Genomic DNA, 22,805 nt, shown 5'->3' with positions numbered 1-22,805 from the left:
AATCACAAACGAATGAAGGCAAAATTAAAAGACCTAAGTCCAGTCGAATACCGGACTCAGGTCTTGAAAGCAGCTTAAAACTTTTTGTCTAACTTTATTGGGTCAATTCAGTGCCGAAGGGGCTTTTCGTATGCATCCAGCTAATCTACCTGAAAGGTGATTTCATTCGATTCGGAGATGCTAGTATCACGATCATCCAGTACTTTCAGAATGATTTTTACCTGCTTGTCCTTTTCTAACTTTTTAGGGGTTGTGACCGTTATTTTAGATTCACTGACAAAAGAAATATCCTGCTCTTTACCATCTATGAATACCTTCGTGTTGAAAACGAAATTTTTGCCTTTTATGGTTAGTTTATTTCCGCTCACTGTAACCTTTTTAATAGTCATTCTCTCGCTTCCGAGTAAAAAGTTTTTAACAGGTTCAACGGAGTCTATTGAATAGTTATATTGGTCACCAAACAGGATATCGTACTGAAGCAGCTTGTAGTCTTTCAGTATTGCTTCATCAATACCTTCCTGAGCATTAAATACTGTCTTAGGGATAACATGTGAGCCTTGTTCATATACCTTGCTTGATGCCTGGAAGATAGGAGATTTCTCTTTCTTGGCATGTGAAAGGATATAGGACCCTAAGAAATTCGGCGTCATCTTGAGCTGTTCCTTTTCCTCTGGTTTTGAGAAGTTGTCCCAAACAACAAGAGGAGTTTCGTGAAGTTTCATATAATCTTCATATGAATTTAAACTCTTGAAATAATTGGCTTCACGATAAACAGCATAATCATAACCTAACATAGGAAGATGGTCTCCATAAACGACAATCATCGTAGGCTCATCCAACTTTTCCACACCTTCGACAAGCACTCTTAGAGCATCATCTGTATCACTTAATACTTGGCAATACAGGTCCAATACATATTGTGGTACTTTCGATAATTTGGGTGTATTTCCGCAACTCTTAAGATCTTCGTATCTAATGTCGTCATATGGACCGTGACTGGAAACAGTAACGGTATTAATGAAATCCGGGCCCTTTGTTTTTTTCAGTTCGCTTAATGTTTGTTTCATTAAATCTCGATCGTCAATAAATGAACCTATGTGTGCAGGATTTGAAAAGAACTCCATGCTGACGAATTTCTCAAAACCGAGCCATCTATACGTCAAGTTTCGATCGTAGAACCAGTTCTTGAATGTATGAACGGCTGTCGTGTTATAGCCTTGATTCCTAAAATTGTGTGCAAGTGAATCAATAGGTCTCGTAATTTGGGAATTAAAGCTTTCGTTCCCTTCAGGTAAAAATCTCGTGGATAGTCCCGTTAAGATTTCCATCTCTGTATTGATTGTCCCACCGCCATAGGTGTGGGTGACAAGTTGTCCAGAGCTGCTTTGTTCTGTCATAGATCGATAAAATGGAATGGGGTCTTTTTCAAACTGTAGATTTGTCATGAGCAAAGGATCCCAGAATGCTTCAGCTAGAACGACAATGACGTTAGGTTTGAAGTTCTCATCCACTTCAGTGGTTTGTTTCAGTGACCCCGTAATTTTCTTTATCTCAGATTTTGTATATTCCTCAGGATGAACAATTTTGGTTTTTTCTCTCATGCTTAGAAATCCACCAACAAGTCCAAGTTTTTCATACTCTTCAACATTATTGGCTGGGGTTGCGCGTAAAGAAAAAACAGTTGGATTGTACAACAAAGCTGTTAAACCAGCAATAGAAAGCAAAGATAAAATCACGCGTAATTTGAATTGAAGCGGTTCTGTCATTTTAATCATGACGTAAATGATGCCAACAATTAGGGTTATAAATAAGATAAAGGCAATGATGTACTTCCATGTGAATAATCCGTTTATGTAGCTTGTAATAGCAACGCCTTCCTTAATAAGCGTCAAATCAGTCGGATTAAAATAATCTCCCCGCAACTGATATTTTTTATAACTGCCAACTGCGATAGTCAACCATAAAAACAATTGAATGAATAGCAACGGAATGAATAATTTCTTAGGTGTGAATGCTAGTGCACTTATGAATAAGAAGAAGAATAAATAGGAAATCAGAAATGAAAAGCTACTTTCGGGTATCCATGCTAACGCTTTCGTAAATGACCCGCGATGAACACTTTCCGTTAGTAATAAGGTGATTAAAGGTACTGCGAATAGTAACCCTAAGTAAAACCATTTCGCTTTATTTAAGAATTTTTGCATCTTATTATTTAATCCTTTCTATCTTTTATATGAATGCTTCCACAAAATACCGATAATAAACCGAAAGGACGATAAGATTTCTGAAAAGAAACTTGATCGTCCTTTTGATTAAAATTCTTTCTTTTCTAAGCCTAGCTTTCGAGCAGCAAGTGCCATAGCTAGGAAGTAATAAAGCATGAATGTATCATTTTCAAGGATATTGTAGACAAGTCCGCCAACCATCATGGTTACAAAGAAGAAGACGAGTGTGATGGATAGGGATGTATCAGATTTTTCTCTAAACATTTTAATCGTGATTTTCAAGAAGCCGAACACTAACAATGTTAATATCAGAACTCCCAATATTCCCGTTTCAGCAAGTGTAAGGATATATTGATTATCGGAATAGAAGTTAAATCCAATGTCATAATCATCATATATTGGTGATGAATAGGCTAGGGTAGCAGCACCTCCGAAGGTACCAAAACCAGTGCCGATTATTGGGTGATCTTTAAATACTTCAATTGCTTTTGTTACATAATAAATTCTTCCGTCACTGCCGCTTTTCTCTAGTGTGTCTTCTGAGAAAGCATTTTTATAGCGGTTATAACCTGTTTCTTTACTTGGTGTTTTTTCAACGTCATCTATATCATCAGTAGGTTCTTCTGCGTAAAGGACCTTCTCTTGGTACGTGTCTGCAACGAAATTAACGGCGAAAAACAGCCCTGCTGAACAAATGAACACTAATAATAAAGGGAGCGTTTTTTTGATGCTTCTAAACAGAATCATATAGACCGCAATGAAGACAAACAAAGCTAAGAACGCACCACGTGAATAAGTGAGTAGGAAAGTAGAACCAATTACAGCTAGACCTGAGTAGACAATCCACTTCTTAACCCCAGTGTAATGAACGAGTAAGTAAAGTGAAATTAGGAAAGCGATTGCCAAGTAAAGAGATAGTTCGTTAGGACCTTTTAGGAGACCATAAACACGAATGTGATTTGTTGCGGACAGTGTCCAATTTTTCCATGCTTCTGGCATTAAGAAAGTCTTGTCGGATATCTTTTCGATATAACCATGTAATGACATGATTACTGCAGTGACAAACGTTAATTGCACTACTTTTAGTACAAACTCTTTTGAAACGTCCATTCGCTTAAATACATAATAAACAAAGTAGAAAAGGACATAAGCGCGTATTTGTACAATAATTGCTTTTAAATCAACTCCAGTTAATAAAGCAGAAACGATACCTAATCCTAGGAAGACGAATAAGGCAATTTCAAACATATGGAAATGAAACAAACTTTTGATATTTTTTCGATTAAGAAAAATGGTTGCTATTAATAAGGAAAAGATAATTAAATCCCCAGTAATCTTCAAACCGGGATTCATTTCAATTAGGAAGGGTCTTAATGAGGTAAACAGAATCAATAATAGCAAACCTGTTTCTCTTTTCATTAAGGCAAAAATGGCAAGAATCCCAGAAACTGCAAGCCCGGCATATGTATTCCCAGAAACAATGCTCAGGGTCACTAGTAAGACGGCTATCGTCAAAATCAATCTATCGTTGCGAAGTACATTCATCGTTTACCAACCTCTATATTTATTTAGAAAACACAATTAGACCAGCATATATAATAACTTTTTTTGTCGAAATAATCAAGGAATCTGATAATTCCTTTTAAAGGTTTTTCTCTCGCTTATGTTTAGCTTTATATATAGGAAGCATACTATATCCACCATATTCCCATATATTTTTCCTTCTACCAGTTCAATGATTTTCCTACATTTAATATTCGACAAAATGAAGGTGCTATTTGTTTACAATCCCCAAATTACTTGTTATGATTTAATCATTCAAAAAATGAACGTAGTTTTTAAAGGGGAAGGATTAGAAAATGTACAATTTTTATATTCTTGAAACCATATCTAAATTTCCTGAACTGAGCCAAAAGGGAATTGCAGAAAAATGCAATATTTCTGCTGGGAAAGTAAATTATACAATTAACCACTTATTGGAGAGAGGCTTACTAGAAGTTATTAAAAGCGGCAGGAAGTTTCAATACCTGCTTACTGATTCAGGAAAAGAGTATTTGAAAAATCAACTTGGGAATTTACAAGCCAATAAAGTGAGCATTCACAACATTAAACATAAAGAAGTAAAGAATGCTGTCATTTTAGCAGCTGGTTCAAAAAGTGACTTCAATGTTCCTGCCTGCTTGGTTCCAGTAAGTGAAATAACTTTATTGGAGAGAACGGTCAATATTTTATTCAAGAACGGGATTGAGAAGATTGTTATCGTTACAGGCTATAAGAGCTCGGAGTTTGAGGGACAACCTTTTATTACAAGCAACCCTAACATACATCTTATCCATAATCCAGAATATCTTTGGACGGGGTCGATGTCCTCGCTGGCAATGGCAAGTGAATTAGTCGATGATGATTTTCTTCTATTTGAAGACGATATTCTTATTGAAGAAAATGCGATTGTCCAGCTTATGGACCATCACGAGCGGGATTGTATCTTAGTAACAAAAGAAAGTGGATCGGGTGATGAAGGTTACATTGAAATAAAGAATGGATACCTTTATAAAATATCTAAAGATATTCATCAACTCAACAGAATTGATGGAGAAATGATTGGGGTCACGAAGCTCTCGCATGAGGTTTATAAAGAGATGCTAAAAGACTTCCAAGACAATAAAAATCCTTATGTGAACTATGAGTATTTGTTATTGGATGTTTCGCGAAAAATCAATATTGGCTATCTAAAGATCTCTGACCTCATTTGGGCCGAAATCGATAACAATATCCAACTGAAAACGGTCGTTGATAAAACATATCCGATGCTCGTCAGAAAAGAAGAACTTTTCCAGGAGCTCGAGCTTAGACAATCCATTGCAGATGCATTGAATATAGACGTAACGACTATTACGGAAGTAAAACCTTTCGGAGGCATGACGAATAAAAACTATAAGGCGGCAATCGCTGGAGAAGAATATGTTGTCCGAGTATCAGGGGTCGGTACGGATAAGATGATTAATCGCATCGAAGAGAAGATGAATGCGGAACAAGCTTCAAAGCTTGGGATTAACCCTGAACAACTGTACTTCAATGAAAAGACGGGTTTGAAAATTGTCCGTTTTATTGAAAATGCTGAGACATTGAATCCAAAAACGGCAAAACGAGTGGATAATATTCATTCCGTGGTGAAAATCCTTCAACAGTTACATCAATCAGATATTGAAATGATGAATGAATTTGATACATTCCAAAAGCTATCCCATTATGAATTGCTAGCCATTGAGGCTGGGGCGGATTTCTTTGAGGATTATGAAACCGTAAGAAATGACGTGTTTAGGCTGAAAAGATTCTACGATCAACTGAATGTTGAAATGACTCCATGTCATAACGACACGGTACCTGAGAATTTTGTTAAAAGTAGTGAAGAAAAACTTTATCTCATTGACTGGGAATACGCCGGTAAAAACGATCCATTATGGGATTTAGCGGCATTCTCGCTTGAGTGTGGTTTCTCTGAAGCGGAAGAAGAATTATTGTTAAACAAATATCGCAACGGTCAGGAAACGATTGAAGACAGACAGCGTATTTTAATTGCGAAGATATACCAAGACTTCCTATGGAGTGTTTGGACGGTCTTAAAGGAAGCATGTGGAGATGACTTTGGACCATACGGATTAAACAGATACAATCGTGCAAAAGAAAACATCAACAAGTTTGACGCTCTGTTTACCGAAGTAGAAGCGGTCGAAAGCTAAAGCAGTTATAATCGTCATGGTGGATAAAAGGATGGTCCTGAACAAATTCAGGGCCATTTTTTTGAGACTTTCTCCTTTTTTTAAAAAGATTCCTTTCTTGTGAAACTTATTTCTACAAATAACGTCTTATAGTGTGGGAATACGATAACGACTTTATATTTTCCATTTATGGAACTGTTTGCGAAATCCTTAGCATAAGAAAATAGTCATGTTTTTGCGGATTTTACTCACGTAAATGAGTATTTTTTGAGCATAAAGGGTATTTTCTATTCTAATTGGTAATTAGCTATGTTATAATCCTCTAGGTATCCAATTGAGAGATACGAAGAGTAAAGGATTACTAACATTTGAGATTGTTAGAATCCCATTAAACTAACTTTTATCATTCAACTTGCATTCAATTGAACAGATATATACGAGGAGGATCTTGATGATTTATATCACCATGGCAATATGCTTTATTAGCTCCATTCTTCTTACTCCTTTAGTCAAAAAGCTAGCTTTCAAAATTGGCGCAACAGATAAGCCAAATCAAAGAAAAGTACATCAGAAAATCATGCCGCGACTTGGCGGACTGGCAATATACTTAAGCTTCATCATTGGACTATTAGTGGCTCAACCAGAAGGTCCTTATGCAAATGCAATCATTCTTGGAAGTCTTATCATCATCATTACTGGTTTCCTTGATGACATGATTGAGCTTTCAGCTAAGATTAAATTGCTGGGCCAATTAGCTGCAGCTGGTGTCGTTGTTATTTGGGGCGGAGTGAATGTTGAATTCATCAACTTACCATTCGGCGGACAGATCGAATTTGGATATTTGAGCATACCGCTTACAATCATTTGGATAGTTGGTATTACAAACGCGATTAATCTTATTGACGGTTTAGACGGTCTTGCAGCTGGTGTTTCTTCTATTGCCTTAATCACTATTTCAGGAATGGCGATTATTATGGGCGATGCGTACGTAATGACGGTTGGTTTTATCGTATTTGCAAGCACACTTGGCTTCTTACTCTATAACTTCCATCCTGCGAAGATTTTTATGGGAGATACAGGAGCATTATTTCTTGGATATATGATTGGTGTTCTGTCGCTACTTGGATTTAAGAATGTAACGTTCATCTCTCTTATCATTCCTGTAATCATTTTAGGTGTACCGATTTCGGATACATTCTTTGCGATTATCCGCAGATTAGTTAATAAACAGCCATTATCTGCTCCGGATAAATCACATTTACATCATTGTCTGATTAGAACGGGGTTCTCTCACAGACAAGCCGTATTGCTTATCTACGCAATGGCAGCCATTTTTGGCCTAGCTGCCTTCATCTTTTCGCAAGCAACAGTTTGGGGATCTTTAATACTCATCCTATCCCTATTGATTGCAATTGAAGTGATTGTTGAAAAAATAGGATTAGTGAGAGAAGACTATCGACCTTTGTTAAATTTCTTAAAAGGTTTTAGACCAGCGAATGTTAAAAATAGATAAATCAGAAAGTCTAGGAACTTACAAAGTTTCTAGACTTTTTTGCGGTTAAAAAACGAAAATTAGTATATCATGGCAAAATATGAAAGCGTTAACAATAGATTTGACGATTTATTATCAATTTTCATAAAAATTTACAAAATATCTACAAAAATAGCTATCTTTCTATTTAAAAAATTTGTAAAATAGGTTAGCAATGATAATTTATTATCGAAAGGCGGAAAATGAGTGAAGAGACAGATTCGAAGAAATATTCGTAGAAAGCTGTTAAATGGTTCTCTAGCAGTTACTCTCGCTGCAGGCGTGGTTCCTTTTTCATTTAACTCAAATGTTGCTAAAGCAGAGGGAACACCAACTGCAACGCTTCGTATTTTAGAAACAACAGATTTACATTCAAATGTAATGCCGTACGACTACTATCAAGACACAGACAAAGATTCAAAAGGAAATAACCTTAACTATGGTATTGCAAAAACAGCTACATTAATTCAACAAGCAAGATCAGAAGTTAAAAACTCTATGTTATTTGATGCAGGTGATACCATTCAAGGTAATCCGCTTGCAGATTATGTAGCTAAAGTTAAGCCGTTGGGTAAAACTGATACCCATCCAATGTATAAAGCGATGAACTACTTAGAATATGATGGTGGAATCGTTGGTAACCATGAGTTTAACTACGGACTGGATTACTTAAACAATGTTTTAGAAGAAGTCCAATTCCCAATTGTAAACGCCAACATCTATCATGATGACAAAGATGGTAATCCTGACAACGATAAGAACTACTTTACTCCGTATCAATTAATTGATAAAGAACTTTTTGACGAAGCTGGCAACAGTCTTGGTACAGTTAAAGTTGGAGTAATCGGTTTCGCACCACCGCAAATCATGCAGTGGGATAAAGATAACCTAACTGGAAAAGTAATTGCTAAAGACATCGTGAAGCAAGCTAACAAATTCATTCCTGAAATGAAAGCTGCTGGTGCTGAAGTTATTGTTGCAATTGCCCACTCTGGCTGTGATATTAAAGCTGCAGGTCAAGAAGAAGCAGAAAATGCTGTGTATGATTTAACGAAAATCGCTGGCATTGATGCTATGCTGTTTGGACATGCTCACTATGCATTCCCTGGTGGAAAAGAGTTTCATGAAGGTGGTAAATTAGAGAATCCTGATCTACCTGGATTTGATAGTGCAAAAGGTACTATCAATGGTACTCATGCTTTGGAAGCTGGTTTCTGGGGAAATAACCTAGGGGTTATGGATCTGGCACTTGTAAAAGATTCAAATGGTAAGTGGGTAGTCGATAAAGAAAACTCTAAGTCCGTTACTCGTCCGGTTCTTCCTGCTACACCTGCTGAAGCTAATATCGTTGAAGGGGTTGCTTCTGAACATCAAGGAACACTTGATTATGTTCGTGGCAAAATTGGAGAAACAACTTCCCAAATGCATAGCTTCTTCTCACGTGTAATGGATGACCCTACTATCCAAATCGTAAATAACGCGCAAACAGATTATGTAAAGAATTGGATTGAAGTGAATCGTCCAGACCTTAAGAATGTTCCGGTTATCTCTGCTGGTGCACCATTTAAAGCAGGGCGTCAAGGTGCAAATGACTATACAAGGATTGCAAAAGGCGACCTTTCTATTAAGAGTGCAAATGACCTTTATCTGTATAACAATACACTAAAAGCAGTTGAGTTAACGGGTGCAGAAGTTAAAGAATGGTTGGAAATGTCTGCTTCGCAATTTAATACTATTGTTCCTGAAAAAGCAGATGCTCAAGAATTAATTAACTATGCATTCGAACCGTTTAACTTTGATGTTATCGATGGTGTAAAATATGAAATCGATGTAACTAAACCAGCACGTTATGATTTCAAAACTGGGGTTGTTGCGGATGAAAGTGCACACCGTATCATTAACTTTACTGATATGGATGGAAACCCAATTGATCCAACTCAAAAGTTTATCGTAGCTACAAATAACTATCGTGCATCTGGCGGAGGTAACTTCCCTGGAACAAAAGGTGGAAAAGCTACAGTTGTTGTTGATTCACCATTTGAAAATCGTCAAATTTTGATGGATTATATCAAAGCTAAAGGTGTAGTTAATCCAGCAGCTGATAATAACTGGAAAATCGCTCCAGTTGGTGGAGTTGCAAAAACATTAACTTTCAAATCATCACCAGCAGCAAAAGAATACTTAACATCAGCACCAAACGTTAAAAACGTAGGGCCATTACCAGATGGATCTGGCTTTGAGCAATACACTTTAGATCAAAACGTTCACGTGCAATTATTAGGTATCAATGACTACCATGGTCAACTTGATACGTACAGACTTATTAAAGATAGTAGTGGCAATGTAGTAGATAAGTCTGGTGGTATTGAATACCTAGCAGCTTACTTAAAGAAAAGCGAAGAAACGAATCCAGCAAACACGCTTATGCTACATGCAGGTGATGCAGTTGGAGCAAGTGCGCCAGTTTCTGCATTGCTACAAGACGAGCCTACAATCCGTTTCTTAAATGAAATTGGTTTTGATGCTGGTACGATTGGTAACCATGAATTTGATGAAGGCGTTGCAGAAATGCTTCGTTTGATCAATGGTGGAGAACACGCTGCAACGGTTGAAAAGTATGGCGCATTTGAAGGTGCTGACTTCCCATATGTTGCTGCAAACGTTCAATACAAAGATTCTAAAGAATTGATTTTAGACCCTTATACAATCAAGGAAGTAGATGGAGTTAAGATTGGTATCATTGGTGTTGTTACAAAATCAACTCCAAGCATCGTTATTCCAAGTGCAGTGGCAAACGTTGAGTTTACTGACGAAGTAACGGCAATCAACAAATATACTGCTGAGTTAAAAGAAAAAGGTGTTAAAACAATCGTTGTCCTAACTCATAATCCAGGAACTTCAAAAACTGATGGTACTGGTGCGACAGGAGAAGTTGTTGAATTCGCTTCAAAAGTTGACCCTGAAGTCGACGTTATGTACGGCGCACATGATCACAAGTACTTGAATACAGATGTAAATGGAATAAGAGTTGTACAATCTTGGTCATATGGAACTGCATTCTCTGATATCGATTTAACAATTGATCCTGTAACAGGAGATGTTGTTAAAGATCAAACTAAAGCTGCTGTTGTAGACACTTTACATTCTGGAATTACACCAGATGCAAAAATTGCAGCTGAAATGAAAGAGTACAAAGATGCAGTTGCTCCAAAACTTAACAAGGTAATTGGTACATCTGAAGTTGCCTTGACAAGAACACCAAATGCAAGCGGTGAGCAGGTTTTAGGAAACATTATCGCAGATTCAATGCGTGCGGAAATGGACACTGATATGGCGTTCATGAACCCAGGCGGAATTCGTAATGACCTTGAGGCTGGTGAACTTACTTGGGGCGAGCTTTTCGGAGTCCAGCCATTTGGTAACGATCTTATCAAAATGACTGTTACGGGTGAGGTCTTAAGAGAGTTGTTAAATCAACAATGGACTGACGTAACTCGTGCAAAAATGCTTCAAATTTCAGGTTTAGTTTATACTTGGAAAGAAAAAGAAGTTGTTTATGAAAAAGATGGAAAGACATACAAAATCGGTGAAGTACTTGATTTGTACACTGAAGATGGCGAAGAAATCGCTGCAGAAGATACATTCACTATCACTGTGAATAACTTTATGGCTGGCGGCGGAGATGGCTATGCAGCACTTCTTAAAGGTACAAACAAATTACAAGGACCAACTGATTTAGATGCATTTGTAAAATATATCCAAAATTACGATGGCCCAATCAATGCTGATTACGAAAACAGATTCTTAAAAGCAGACGATTCAATCGTTGATACTGAAGTATTCTTCTTAAATAATTTCACTGAAGTTCTTGAAGGTACAACAGATCCATATGCAACTGTTGTCGTAAGTGTTGATGGAGAAGTAATCGGTGAAGGTTATGCTGACAACTACGGTAACTTTGCAGTTGATATGGAGAAACAAGCTGCTGGTACAATCGTTGAAGTTGAAACTACTGACTTGTTCGGCAACAGTGCTACTTTCGAATTCGAAGTTGAAAAGTTAGCTACTGGCTGGCAGCAATTCGATGGACATTGGTACTATGTTGATCCAAAAACTGGTGAACCTGTAACTGGCTGGTTCAAAGTAAAAGGCAAATGGTATCTATTTGATGAAGAAGGTATCATGCAAACTGGTTGGAAGAAGCACGGTAACAAATGGTACTATCTAAATGCTGATGGTGATATGGCAATTGGCTGGATCAAAGTTGGCGGTAAGTGGTACTTCTTGGCTGAAAACGGAGAAATGAAAACTGGTTGGGTTAAGAGTGCTGGTAAATGGTACTTCTTAGATGACAAAGGTGTCATGAAAACTGGTTGGGTTCAAAGCAAAGGCAAATGGTTCTTCTTAGAAGCCAACGGTGCTATGAAGACTGGTTGGGTTCAAAGCGGAGGCAAGTGGTACTTCTTAGACTACAATACTGGCGCTATGAAAACAGGCTGGTTACAACTAGGCAAGAAATGGTACTACCTGGATGACAAAGGTGCAATGAAGACTGGTTGGGTACAAGTAGGTAAGAAATGGTACTACTTCTACAAAGACGGTACAATGGCGTCTAACACAAAAATCGATGGTTACAAGCTTGGTAAAGATGGAGCTTGGATCAAGTAAGAAATAAGATTTAAGAAAAATGGATTCCCAATGGGAATCCATTTTTTTTGCATAGAAGGTGTTTAAGTTGTTGGCGGATTTTAGTGAATATTAGTAGTGAAAATAAATTGAACGTCGGAAAACTCCTTATAAAAGTCGGATTATTCCACCTAAACGTTCCACCTAAACGTCGGAAAACACCTCATGAACGCCAGATTATACTTCAAAACGTCGGAAAACTCCTCATGAACATCTGATCAAGTCAATCAGATCAACAAAAAAAGGACGGTCAAGGCCGTCCCTACTTTTCTGTTACATAATTTTTCTTGATTGAATCATTTTCCGTTAGTTGATTCATGTCAAAGTTTTCAATTTGCATTTCAAATAGCTTTAGTTTTTGCTTATAAACATCTAAGCCATTAATTGGAGGTTTTTCAGCTATTTGATCAATAATCCACTTGTTGATATAAGGCTGATAATGAACACCGTCACCCATGTAATTTGCGATATTGAATGTGACTGCTGCTTCGTCTTGGAAGTCATATAATTCTATATTAGGGTATTTACTGATCAGTGTGTAAACTTCTTCTTTAAACTTCAGACGTTCTTTTAGATAATCATGATGCCTTTTGTAAAAAGAAACATGATTATAAATGGGATAAGGCGCGAAGAATAAAGTGAATTTCGTATCAGGATGAGATTTTGCCAACCTCATGACATTTTCTTGAAACGAGTTCATCATGGTTTCAGAAGTTTCATAGTCAGGTAACTGAGCCATCGGACCGGCGTTATTAAGGAAATTGGTGATTCGTTCTGTTGTTTCTTTTGGCGCGTTTTCACCGAATTTGTACAGCTTTTCAACATCACGCCAGCTTTCGTCACCACGCTTATTTGCAGATAAGTTTCGATACAAGGCTTTGATGTTATATGAATTAAATAAATAGCGGATATCGTTTACTTTCGACTTGTCATACATATAGCCTGGGAAGTCACTTGGATGTCCCATCACCCAATCAGGGTCTTTAGACGCGAAGGAATAATAATTTAGTTCCCAGAGAATGTGTTTTGGGTTATGCTCTCGTAAAGCTAACTCTGCGACCATTGATTGCTCCTTTGCCGTTGATCCTGGCAAGGAAGCATTAAAGGACTGACTACCAAATTTTTCGTCGGCATAGTTCTCTACGAAGTTTCTCCCCATGGATGTTCCCGTAAATAAAGTATCATATTTTTGCATCTTAACGAGTCCAGGCATTTGGTAACGCTCAGCATTCGGATATTGTGCGCGATACAACTCCGTTTTGCGGTATAAGAATAATGGATCTATATAATAGAAAATAGCTGAAATGAGCACTACAAGAGAAACGGTTAAGCCAAAAAAGGCCGTTAGAAATTTTTTATATGACATATTTTACACCTCAGAATTTAAAGTATAAGAATTCACTTACCCTTGTTAAGTAAATAAGGGCCACAACAGTAAGTAAACTGATAAAAGCAGCATTTTTGTAAGTAGGTGTAAATGTACTTAGCTTTTCTACTGAGTTTTTGAAGAACATGATAATGCAGAATGCAATTGCAAATGGTACTACTAATTTCAAATCGAAAAAGTATGTTGCAGGATAAAAAGATCTGCCTAACCATTCATTTAGGATCAGAGCCACTCTGCTTGGGAATGTAAAGTTTCCAATATCAAACATTTTGTGAAGCATCGTATTGGCCGTACTTAAATCTGGTGATCGGAAAAATACCCATGCGATATGAACAAATAAGAATGTAACCAACCATGCCAGTAATTTTGGCATAGTAAAACCAAGAGATTTCCAAAAACGATGGATTACGATAGCTAGTCCATGCAAAGTACCCCAAACAACGAATGTCCATCCAGCACCGTGCCAGATGCCACTTACAAAAAAGACGATAAAAAGATTAAAGTAAGTCATGACTTTACCTTTTCTGTTGCCCCCAAGTGGAATGTAAAGGTAATGAGTGAAGAAACGACCTAATGTCATATGCCATCTTCTCCAAAAATCCTGAATATCTAATGCTTTATAAGGAGAATTGAAGTTAGTTGGCAGGACGATGTTAAACAAAAGCCCAAGACCGATCGCCATATCACAATAACCGCTAAAATCGAAGTATAACTGGATCGTGTAAGCTAGGGTTGTAATCCAACTGTCAACTAATGTGAGCGATTGGATGTTGTTGTATCCCAAATTGGCCCACTCTGCAAAAGTATCTGCAATGATAACCTTTTTGAATAATCCGATTGCAAAAATATAAAGTCCTGAAGAAATATTTGCCGATTTAATACGATAGTTTGTCCCATCATGAAGTTGGTCAATGATTTCACGATGATGAACAATTGGTCCAGCAATTAGATGCGGGAAGAAAGTAACGAAGAAGGCATAATCCAATAACTTGTATTCCTTTGTACCTTCACGATACGTATCAACCAAATACGCTATTTGTTGGAAAGTGAAAAAGCTGATTGCAAGTGGCAAGGCTAAGTTCAATAATCCAATTTCTGAAGAAAAAACCGTATTGATATTAGTAATGAAGAAATCATAGTATTTGTAATATCCCAGCAATGCAATGTTTGCGAGAATACCGATTACGAGTAACGTCTTTTTCTTCTTCTGGCTATTGCTATTATTTATAGCTGTCGCCATCGTGAAGTTAAAGGCAATCGACAATAAAATGATAGGCAAATATTTGATGTTCCAGTAGCTATAAAAATAAAGGTTAGCTACGATAAAAAATATTTTGGCTACATTTTTATTTTTTAGTTTCAAAAGGGAATAATAAGTTACAAATACAATTGGTAAAAAGACGAGAATGAAGATATATGAATTAAATAACATAGACGCAACTCCCTGAGAAAATTAAGTACAACAATGAATTATAACATAATGGCTAATTTGTGAACATTCATTTATGGAGCATTCATAAAGGGGAGAAATAGTACCACATCCTTATTATGAACAATGTGTTTTGCCATAATGCAGAAAATGCCTATTGAGGGTTTGGAGTAGGATTTGAGACTCGACTACGAATACATGAACCTTCCTTATTATTAGAAGTGACAGATCAGGCCTTTCAATAACAAACAAAAGACTGATACCTGAGTGATGAACTTAGGTTTTTTTGTTTATATCGAATGATTAAACTGTTTGAAATTAAAAAAAATACGCAATTTATAGATTTTTTTCGACATTACTTGCAAATTCAATTTTAAATGATATTGTGCTGTGTTATAATCCGCTTTAGAGTATCAGAGAATAGAAGAATAATAGAATTTTTTGTCGTATAAAGATGTTCGATTGAATAATGAATGTTCGTGATTCTGATTACTGAATTTTGCCTGTTTTCATAATGAGAAAAATGGGCAAAATATTTTTGAGGAGGATTTTGATGATATACTTCACCTTGGTATTTTGCTTTATTTGCTCTATACTTATCACTCCTTTAGTGAAAAAGCTCGCATTCAAAATAGGAGCGACTGACAATCCGAACCACCGAAAAGTTCATGCAAAAGTTATGCCCCGTTTAGGCGGATTGGCAATTTATATAAGTTTCATCATTGGTGTCTTGATTATGCGTCCTGCTGCCCCTTTCGCTACAGCGATCATCCTGGGTAGTCTGATCATAGTTGTAACGGGTATTCTTGATGACATGATGGAGCTTTCTGCAAAGATTAAGCTGTTAGGCCAATTATCGGCAGCGGCTATTGTAGTCATATGGGGTGGTGTTCAAGTTCAATCCATCAATTTGCCTTTCGGCGGAATCTTGGAATTTGGTTACTTGAGCATTCCGCTTACGATCTTGTGGATTGTTGGAATTACAAATGCGATTAACCTGATTGATGGACTTGATGGCTTAGCTGCAGGCGTTTCTTCAATTGCACTAATTACCATTTCTGGTATGGCTATTATAATGGGCAACGTTTATGTTATAACAATTGGTTCCATTATGCTTGCAAGTACACTTGGATTCCTTATCTATAATTTCCATCCGGCTAAAATTTTTATGGGTGATACGGGTGCATTGTTCTTAGGTTATATGATTTCCGTCTTGTCACTTCTTGGATTTAAGAATGTCACCTTGGTATCCTTCATCGTGCCAGTCATCATTCTTGGAGTACCAATTTCAGATACTTTCTTCGCGATTATCAGAAGAATTGTTCATAAACAGCCTTTATCAGCACCAGATAAATCCCATTTACACCATTGTTTATTAAGGATGGGCTATTCTCATCGTCAGACAGTCATCATGATTTATGCGATGGCCGCTTTCTTCGGACTAGCCGCAGTCATCTTCTCACAAGCGAAACTGTGGGGAGGATTCCTTTTAGTCATCGTTCTTGTCTTACTGATTGAATTGTTCGCAGAAATGATTGGTCTAGTAGGCAAAAATTATCGTCCTTTGTTAAAAATGATGAAAGTACTTCGTTATTCAACTGAAAGAGATCGATAATAGGGAGTAAAAGTGGTGAAAGTGTAATGGATGATTTCCGCTCCAGGATGCTCGCTTTCCGCGGGGCGTGCGGTAAGCCTCCTCGGCGCATTTGCGCCTGCGGGGTCTCACCTGTCCCGCTAATCCCGCAGGACATTGAATGGCTTCCTTGATTAGACCCACGCACGAAGAAAAGGCGTTAGCCTTTTCGAGGAGTCTCGCACCTTCCGCTCCAATCAACTTCTTAATATTGATTTACTTTCAAAAAACTTTTCGCAAAGGGTCTGAATTATTCAAAATCCGTAAGTGTGCCATTTAGCAATAGGCGCGCATGCGGATTTTTTGTTTGGACTGAGATAGCTCTTTTTCGTAAAGCAAAAAAACCACCAATCCTCTTAGGAATTGGTGGTTAGTAGTTTTAGTTATTATCATTACTGCTGTCTTCACTGTCTGAGTCTGAGCTATATAATTCATCTGACTCAGACGACTGTGTATCACTATCGCTATCAGAAGTTGTATCTGATGCTAATGAAGGTGTTAAGTGCTGTTGAAGAGTATTTTTGACATTTGCTAATGAAGTGTCATCAAGTTGATAATAATACACAGAGTCAATCATGGAGTCGCTGCCTTCTAATGTGAGTGACTCGATGTCCAGGTTTGTACCTGCTGTAGCATAATTGATCAATGATCTCATTTCGCCAAACGTCATATTCGTCGTCATGTTATCGCCAATTGCTTCAATTACTTTTCCGTGTTTGGAGAAAGAATTAACTGAAACAGCCTTTTTGAGTATGGCCTTCATAATCTGTTGTTGTCGCTTTCCGCGCTCGATGTCGTTGTCTTGATGTCTTGTTCTGGCAAGAGCAAGAGCTTCTTCACCTGAAAGTGTTTGGACACCTGGTCGAAGTTTGATTGCGTTCGGACGATCATTCGAATCTTGTTCCGAGATTGCGTAAGGAACTTCTACTTCTATACCATCAAGTGCATCGATAACATCCATGAATGCATAAAAGTTCATTTTCATGTAATAGTCAATTGGAATGTCCAGTAATTCCTGAACCGTTTCAATCGTCAATTCCACTCCGCCGTAAGCGTGGGCGTGGTTTATCTTTGTCTTGATATCTTTTTCTGGAATGTGAACATAAGAATCACGAGGGATACTTAAAAGTTTAATCGACTTATCTTTTTTATTGAGCGTCGCCACCATTAAGGCATCCGTACGAGTCGCTTCACCAAAGTCACGCTTTTTGCTTTCATCGACCCCGATAAGTAGGATAGAAATATTGTCCTTTGTCGGATCAACTTTTTCCTCACGAGTTGTTTCTGCCTTTACCGGTTTGTATGAATCATTAATCACCGACTCGGCTTTTTTATATATAAAAGTTGCATAAGCAGTTGCACTTAAAATCAATATCATTAAAGGGAGGACAAGCCACGTGAAAATCCGCTTTCTCCGCTTTTTCTTTTTCGATTTATCAGCGCGTATTGAGCGCATATTATCAGTCATAATTCTTCTCCTTTTCAATAACTTAGGAAACACAGAATACAAATTAAACCAACTTTCATTTTACTCCCTTTCTACAATTTCGTAAATTGAAATTTTTAGTAAAATGATGAATTTTGGTATATTTTGTCTCGTTTTACCAAAATGGGAGTATAAACGACGTTATTCTACAGGGTTTTCAAGGTAAACTTGTTCTCCTTCTGATAGATCGGTTTGTCCATTCGTCAAATCGACCATCCATTCTTTAAAAGCGCCGACTTTGGACATTTCTACATAAGCCTCGATTTCCACCGCTTCATTATAATGAATTTCTTTCATCTTAAATTCGGACTCGCGAATGGAACGTTCGATTTTACCTAATAGGTGATACTCGGCTTTAATTTTCATCGTTGTGACTAACACTCTTTCAACGATTCCTGTATGTGTAATGCCTTCTGAGGTAGCTTTACCGTAAGCACGGATCAGTCCGCCTGCTCCGAGTTTAATTCCGCCAAAGTATCTTGTGATGACAACAACAGTATCCTTTAAATGCTTTTTTTTCAAAACTTCAAGGATGGGTGTGCCAGCTGTTCCACTTGGTTCTCCATCATCATTGGCTTTTTGAATTTGATCGTTTTCACCAATCAAGTAGGCTGAACAATTATGAGTGGCGTCCCAATGTTGCTTTTTGATTTTTGTAATAAAATCTTGAGCAGCCTGTTCGGTTTCAGCTCGCGCAACATATGCGATAAATCTGGATTTTTGTATGTTGATTTCATGTGAACCGTACTCGTTCACCGTAAAATATTGGGGTAGCATCTTCTTGCTCCTCTCTCTCAGTGTATATATTATAAATCGACAAATTTCTATATGATATATTTAAATAATTTTGTCATTAAAGTTTAATATAGGTTTCATTTTGTAATGTTATAATAAGTATATAAGGATAGTGTAATGTTCATTTTTGAAAAAAGTTTACATTTAATAGGTTTAATCTTTATTATATAGGCTAAAAGATATAGATGGATAATTAAATATCAAACTTTTTACCGAATTTTACACATAAATACATATTTTTCATACCATAATGATAGTAACCTAATTCAATTCACGATAAAATGTTTTTGAAGCCGGGAAGCACTTTCAAGTTTGCTCAAATCCCTAATTCTAGGGAAGATGCAGAAAGTGGCTCCATCTGCTTTTCTGTGATCCATGGAGGAAATTCATGACTAAAAAGAAATTTGACACAAAAGCCCTTGATCTTATACTAGAGAAAATGGTGGATACGGTGGACAGTAGCAAGTCCGAAATTTACCGTATTGGCGAAAATTGTCGTCAGGACTTTGATACCATCTCTGATCAGTTGAGAGATGTCAAAGTAAACGTTGCTAAAGTGATTGACGAAGGCGACAGACTGGATGTACAAGCCCGCTTTGCACGAAAGCGTCTCTCAGAAGTCAGCATGCACTTTAAGAATTATTCAGAATCGGAAGTGCGTGACGCCTACGAGAAGGCTCATCAATTGCAATTGGAACTTACATTGAATCGACAAACGGAAAGACAGCTCCGTGATAAGAGAGACGATCTAGAAAGACGTTTGCTCGGTTTAAGTGAGACGATCGAAAGGGCAGAGCACCTGGTATCACAGATATCAGTTGTCATGAATTATTTGACGAGTGATTTAAAACAAATGGGTGAAGTCTTAGAAGATGCAAAACTAAAGCAGGACTTCGGATTGAAAATAATTGCGGCGCAAGAAGATGAGAGAAAGCGTCTATCAAGAGAGATTCATGATGGACCGGCGCAGATGCTGGCCAATGTCATGATGCGTTCGGATCTTGTCGAACGTGTTTATAAAGATAAGGGAGTCGAAGCGGCTCTCCTGGAGATTCGCAGCTTCAAACAAATGATTCGATCGGCCTTATATGAAGTCCGAAGAATCATTTATGATTTGCGACCAATGGCACTTGATGACTTAGGACTCGTTCCTACCCTCAAAAAGTACTTACAAACAATCGAAGAGTATCACAAAACAAGTATTACTTTTGTAAGTGTCGGTCAGGATCGCCGGCTTCCATCGCAGTATGAAGTTGCACTGTTCCGTTTGATACAGGAATCGGTTCAAAATGCGCTTAAACATGCGGAAGCTAGGGAAATAAAAGTTAAGCTAGAAATAGCTAAGTCCACTATCACAGTAGTTGTTAGAGATGACGGAAAAGGATTCAATGTGACAGAAAGCAAGCCAGAGTCTTTTGGCCTGATAGGGATGAGGGAACGTGTTCATCTATTGGAAGGCGAAATTAAGATTGATTCAAAGCCGGCATCTGGAACAATTGTATTCATCCAAATACCGTTAATGGAAAAATAAAGATCTAACATCGGAAGGTTCAGGGAGGCGAAGGGATTTGACTACCAAGATTGTAATTATTGATGATCATCAGCTATTTAGAGAAGGAGTAAAAAGAATTCTTGAATTTGAAGAGACTTTTCAAGTAGTCGCTGAAGGTGACGACGGCAGCGAGGTATTGAGCTTAGTTGAAAAGTACCAACCAGATGTTGTCATTATGGATATTAATATGCCGAGAGTGAATGGCGTTGATGCAACAGGACACTTGATTGCCAAGGATCCTGATGCGAAGGTCATCATTCTATCAATACATGATGATGAAAACTATGTCATGCATGCCTTGAAAACAGGTGCGCGTGGCTATTTACTAAAAGAAATGGATGCAGATGCACTTGTGCAAGCTGTTAAGGTAGTCGCGGAAGGCGGATCATACCTGCATCCGAAAGTGACACACAACCTTGTGAATGAATACCGACGCATTACGGCCGATTTGCATGAAGGAGCGGGAACATTCCTACAGCAAATCGAAATCCGTCGTCCATTACACTTGCTGACAAGACGCGAATGCGAAGTACTGCAAATGCTTGCCGACGGAAAAAGTAATCGTGGCATTGGTGAAGGACTCTTCATCAGTGAAAAAACGGTTAAGAACCATGTAAGTAATATTTTACAAAAAATGAATGTTAACGACCGTACTCAAGCTGTAGTCGTAGCCATCAAAAACGGCTGGGTTGAAGTGAGATAAATTAAGTCTTTAAAGGTGCCAGGAATCGTCCGATATAAGGATAGATACTGGCACTTTTTTTGTTTGGTGGAAATTTTCTTTTTTCAAAAGGGCAAGGTTGATTTAGAATTGAATTAAAACTAATCTATCAAAAAGTGGTGGGGAAAATGCGGAAGCTTACACTATTAATGGCAATCATTTTGTATTCTGGCACTCTATTAAATATACCTGCTGCCAATGCGGCTCAAAATCCTGAAAAACGAATGATTGTCACGTTTGTAAATGGAGAAGTGAGCGCTAAGGCAAAGGCGGCTACTCAAGAAAAAGAGCGTGCTTTTGTAAAACAGCATAAGAAAAAAATTGTTAAAAACGTTGCAGCTGGTCGCTCATATGTAGCTATGCTTTCTGCTAGCCAATCGGAAGAGCTAAATAAGGATGAAAATATCATCGTCGAAAAAGATGCTAAGGTGAAAATCAATGCCTACTATCCTATTAATAAAAACTGGGGTTCTTTAAGAACGGGCGGTCAACAAGTGAATAATCAAGGTATTACTGGAACAGGAGTGAAGGTAGGGATCATTGATACCGGCATCTATGCCACACATCCCCAATTGAAGGTAAGTGGCGGCTACAATTTTGTCTCGGGTAACACCAATTTTAATGATGATAATGGACATGGGACACACGTTGCTGGAATAGTAGCTGCCAAACAAGCTGCTACTAATACTTTTTACGGCATTGCACCTAATGCAGAGCTATTTGGGCTAAAAGTTCTGAATAGTGATGGAGACGGGTATGTTTCAGATATCGTCGCTGCCATCGACTGGTCTATTGCGAATGATATGGACATCATCAATATGAGCTTGGGGCTCTATGAACCGGTCTTTGCCCTCGAAGACGCAGTGAATCGCGCCTACTCTCAAGGTATCATCGTTGTCGCTGCTGCTGGTAACGACGGTGGAGTCAATACCGTTAACTATCCAGCAAAATATAAAAGCGTTATATCGGTAAGTGCATTGGACCAAAAGGATATCATCGCCGACTTTTCATCGACAGGTAGGGAAGTCGAAATCAGTGCACCAGGCGACCGGATTTATAGCTCCTACCTTGGCGGATTTGCTTACCTTTCAGGTACGTCTATGGCCGCACCACATGTAACGGGAATCATTGCTCTATACAAGCAAAAGTATCCTACTTACTCTCATGAAAAAATTCGTCAGATGATTGATGGGAATGCTATTGACCTCGGTCCGATTGGACGGGATGCAACTTATGGTTATGGTTTGGTTCAGGCACCACATTTCGAGTCAGCTGGTCATGAGGTGATGTGGCTGCAAAGCAAGCGCCGCAACCCGAACGAAGTTTACCTAATGTGGAAGAGTAATGGTCAGCAAACCTATCTATTGAAAAAGAATGGCAAGGTCATCTATAAAGGTAAATCGACTTCTTTTATAGATAAGAAAGCCTTGAGCGCAATAGATAATCAATACACGTTAAGCATTGTCGCTCCAGATAGAACAAATAAAACATGGACCACGGTTGTAAATGCTTCTGCTAAATAAACGTGATAAAAGGAAACTTGCAATATTAAGTTTCCTTTTTGTTTTGTCCAAATTAATGCTTTTTATTTTACTTTCATATAAAATAGCCTTTATAACCAAGCGACAAGGAAGGTAACCT

The 22,805-nt window shown here is 37.8% G+C and carries 14 protein-coding genes; 8 read left to right on the top strand and 6 right to left on the bottom strand.

Annotated elements, in window-relative coordinates:
• Nucleotides 1-78 (top strand): IS3 family transposase (locus BMZ31_RS21080; RefSeq protein ID WP_139205985.1); only part of this gene is annotated, 78 nt, incomplete at its 5' end.
• Nucleotides 79-140: 62 nt separating this feature from the next.
• On the opposite strand, the gene BMZ31_RS19410 is transcribed toward BMZ31_RS21080, so the two are convergent.
• Complete coding sequence (locus tag BMZ31_RS19410) at nt 141-2,204, bottom strand: sulfatase-like hydrolase/transferase (RefSeq protein ID WP_090833572.1); 2,064 nt, start codon at nt 2,202-2,204, stop codon at nt 141-143.
• A 108-nt stretch (nt 2,205-2,312) separates the two neighbouring features.
• Nucleotides 2,313-3,770 carry an O-antigen ligase family protein gene (locus BMZ31_RS19405; RefSeq protein WP_090833571.1) on the bottom strand — a complete coding sequence of 486 codons (1,458 nt, stop codon included), beginning with the start codon at nt 3,768-3,770 and terminating at the stop codon, nt 2,313-2,315.
• Nucleotides 3,771-4,084: 314 nt separating this feature from the next.
• Between BMZ31_RS19405 and BMZ31_RS19400 the strand changes: the two genes are divergently transcribed.
• From BMZ31_RS19400 to BMZ31_RS19390, 3 genes are all read left to right on the top strand, one after another.
• Nucleotides 4,085-5,965, top strand: coding sequence for a phosphocholine cytidylyltransferase/choline kinase family protein (locus tag BMZ31_RS19400; protein ID WP_090833570.1), 1,881 nt, complete (start codon nt 4,085-4,087; stop codon nt 5,963-5,965).
• A 430-nt stretch (nt 5,966-6,395) separates the two neighbouring features.
• A complete protein-coding gene (locus tag BMZ31_RS19395) occupies nt 6,396-7,457 on the top strand; it encodes a glycosyltransferase family 4 protein (RefSeq protein ID WP_090833569.1) in 1,062 nt (353 codons plus the stop codon).
• A gap of 225 nt (nt 7,458-7,682) precedes the next feature.
• Nucleotides 7,683-12,143 (top strand): bifunctional 2',3'-cyclic-nucleotide 2'-phosphodiesterase/3'-nucleotidase, encoded by a 4,461-nt coding sequence (locus BMZ31_RS19390; RefSeq protein ID WP_090833568.1) that lies wholly within the window; start codon nt 7,683-7,685, stop codon nt 12,141-12,143.
• A 280-nt stretch (nt 12,144-12,423) separates the two neighbouring features.
• Here the strand turns inward: BMZ31_RS19390 and BMZ31_RS19385 are convergent, their stop codons facing one another.
• Together BMZ31_RS19385 and BMZ31_RS19380 are read right to left on the bottom strand one after the other, a co-directional pair.
• Nucleotides 12,424-13,527, bottom strand: coding sequence for a hypothetical protein (locus BMZ31_RS19385; protein WP_090833567.1), 1,104 nt, complete (start codon nt 13,525-13,527; stop codon nt 12,424-12,426).
• A gap of 10 nt (nt 13,528-13,537) precedes the next feature.
• On the bottom strand, nt 13,538-14,980 hold the full coding sequence (locus BMZ31_RS19380) for an MBOAT family O-acyltransferase (protein WP_090833566.1): 1,443 nt from the start codon (nt 14,978-14,980) through the stop codon (nt 13,538-13,540).
• Nucleotides 14,981-15,530: 550 nt separating this feature from the next.
• Between BMZ31_RS19380 and BMZ31_RS19375 the strand changes: the two genes are divergently transcribed.
• Nucleotides 15,531-16,592 (top strand): glycosyltransferase family 4 protein, encoded by a 1,062-nt coding sequence (locus tag BMZ31_RS19375; RefSeq protein WP_090833565.1) that lies wholly within the window; start codon nt 15,531-15,533, stop codon nt 16,590-16,592.
• Nucleotides 16,593-16,989: 397 nt separating this feature from the next.
• Here the strand turns inward: BMZ31_RS19375 and BMZ31_RS19365 are convergent, their stop codons facing one another.
• Nucleotides 16,990-18,078: an LCP family protein gene (locus BMZ31_RS19365; protein ID WP_254778931.1), complete on the bottom strand. Its 1,089-nt coding sequence runs from the start codon at nt 18,076-18,078 to the stop codon at nt 16,990-16,992.
• Nucleotides 18,079-18,237: 159 nt separating this feature from the next.
• Nucleotides 18,238-18,873, bottom strand: a complete 636-nt coding sequence (locus BMZ31_RS19360; protein WP_090833564.1) for a YigZ family protein — start codon at nt 18,871-18,873, stop codon at nt 18,238-18,240.
• Nucleotides 18,874-19,279: 406 nt separating this feature from the next.
• On the opposite strand from BMZ31_RS19360, the gene BMZ31_RS19355 reads away from it, so the two are divergent.
• The 3 genes from BMZ31_RS19355 to BMZ31_RS19345 all read left to right on the top strand — a co-directional run bounded on the left by BMZ31_RS19355 (nt 19,280) and on the right by BMZ31_RS19345 (nt 22,687).
• Nucleotides 19,280-20,422, top strand: coding sequence for a sensor histidine kinase (locus BMZ31_RS19355; RefSeq protein WP_090833563.1), 1,143 nt, complete (start codon nt 19,280-19,282; stop codon nt 20,420-20,422).
• A 37-nt stretch (nt 20,423-20,459) separates the two neighbouring features.
• Nucleotides 20,460-21,146, top strand: coding sequence for a response regulator (locus BMZ31_RS19350; RefSeq protein ID WP_090833562.1), 687 nt, complete (start codon nt 20,460-20,462; stop codon nt 21,144-21,146).
• A 146-nt stretch (nt 21,147-21,292) separates the two neighbouring features.
• Nucleotides 21,293-22,687, top strand: a complete 1,395-nt coding sequence (locus BMZ31_RS19345; protein ID WP_090833561.1) for a S8 family peptidase — start codon at nt 21,293-21,295, stop codon at nt 22,685-22,687.
• Nucleotides 22,688-22,805: the final 118 nt, after the last annotated feature.

Source organism: Bacillus sp. cl95 (genome assembly GCF_900115925.1).
In the GTDB taxonomy this organism is placed as follows: Bacteria; Bacillota; Bacilli; order Bacillales; family Cytobacillaceae; genus Neobacillus_A.
The sequence above is the reverse complement of the archived record's forward strand: the minus strand, read 5'-3'. Positions and strand labels throughout refer to the sequence as shown.

Bases quoted from the DNA above. Each gene is read 5' to 3' on its own strand.
- BMZ31_RS19410 (WP_090833572.1), bottom strand. From the start codon at position 2,204: ATGCAAAAATTCTTAAATAAAGCGAAATGGTTTTACTTAGGGTTACTA.
- BMZ31_RS19405 (WP_090833571.1), bottom strand. From the start codon at position 3,770: ATGAATGTACTTCGCAACGATAGATTGATTTTGACGATAGCCGTCTTA.
- BMZ31_RS19400 (WP_090833570.1), top strand. From the start codon at position 4,085: ATGTACAATTTTTATATTCTTGAAACCATATCTAAATTTCCTGAACTG.
- BMZ31_RS19395 (WP_090833569.1), top strand. From the start codon at position 6,396: ATGATTTATATCACCATGGCAATATGCTTTATTAGCTCCATTCTTCTT.
- BMZ31_RS19385 (WP_090833567.1), bottom strand. From the start codon at position 13,527: ATGTCATATAAAAAATTTCTAACGGCCTTTTTTGGCTTAACCGTTTCT.
- BMZ31_RS19380 (WP_090833566.1), bottom strand. From the start codon at position 14,980: ATGTTATTTAATTCATATATCTTCATTCTCGTCTTTTTACCAATTGTA.
- BMZ31_RS19375 (WP_090833565.1), top strand. From the start codon at position 15,531: ATGATATACTTCACCTTGGTATTTTGCTTTATTTGCTCTATACTTATC.
- BMZ31_RS19365 (WP_254778931.1), bottom strand. From the start codon at position 18,078: ATGACTGATAATATGCGCTCAATACGCGCTGATAAATCGAAAAAGAAA.
- BMZ31_RS19360 (WP_090833564.1), bottom strand. From the start codon at position 18,873: ATGCTACCCCAATATTTTACGGTGAACGAGTACGGTTCACATGAAATC.
- BMZ31_RS19355 (WP_090833563.1), top strand. From the start codon at position 19,280: ATGACTAAAAAGAAATTTGACACAAAAGCCCTTGATCTTATACTAGAG.
- BMZ31_RS19345 (WP_090833561.1), top strand. From the start codon at position 21,293: ATGCGGAAGCTTACACTATTAATGGCAATCATTTTGTATTCTGGCACT.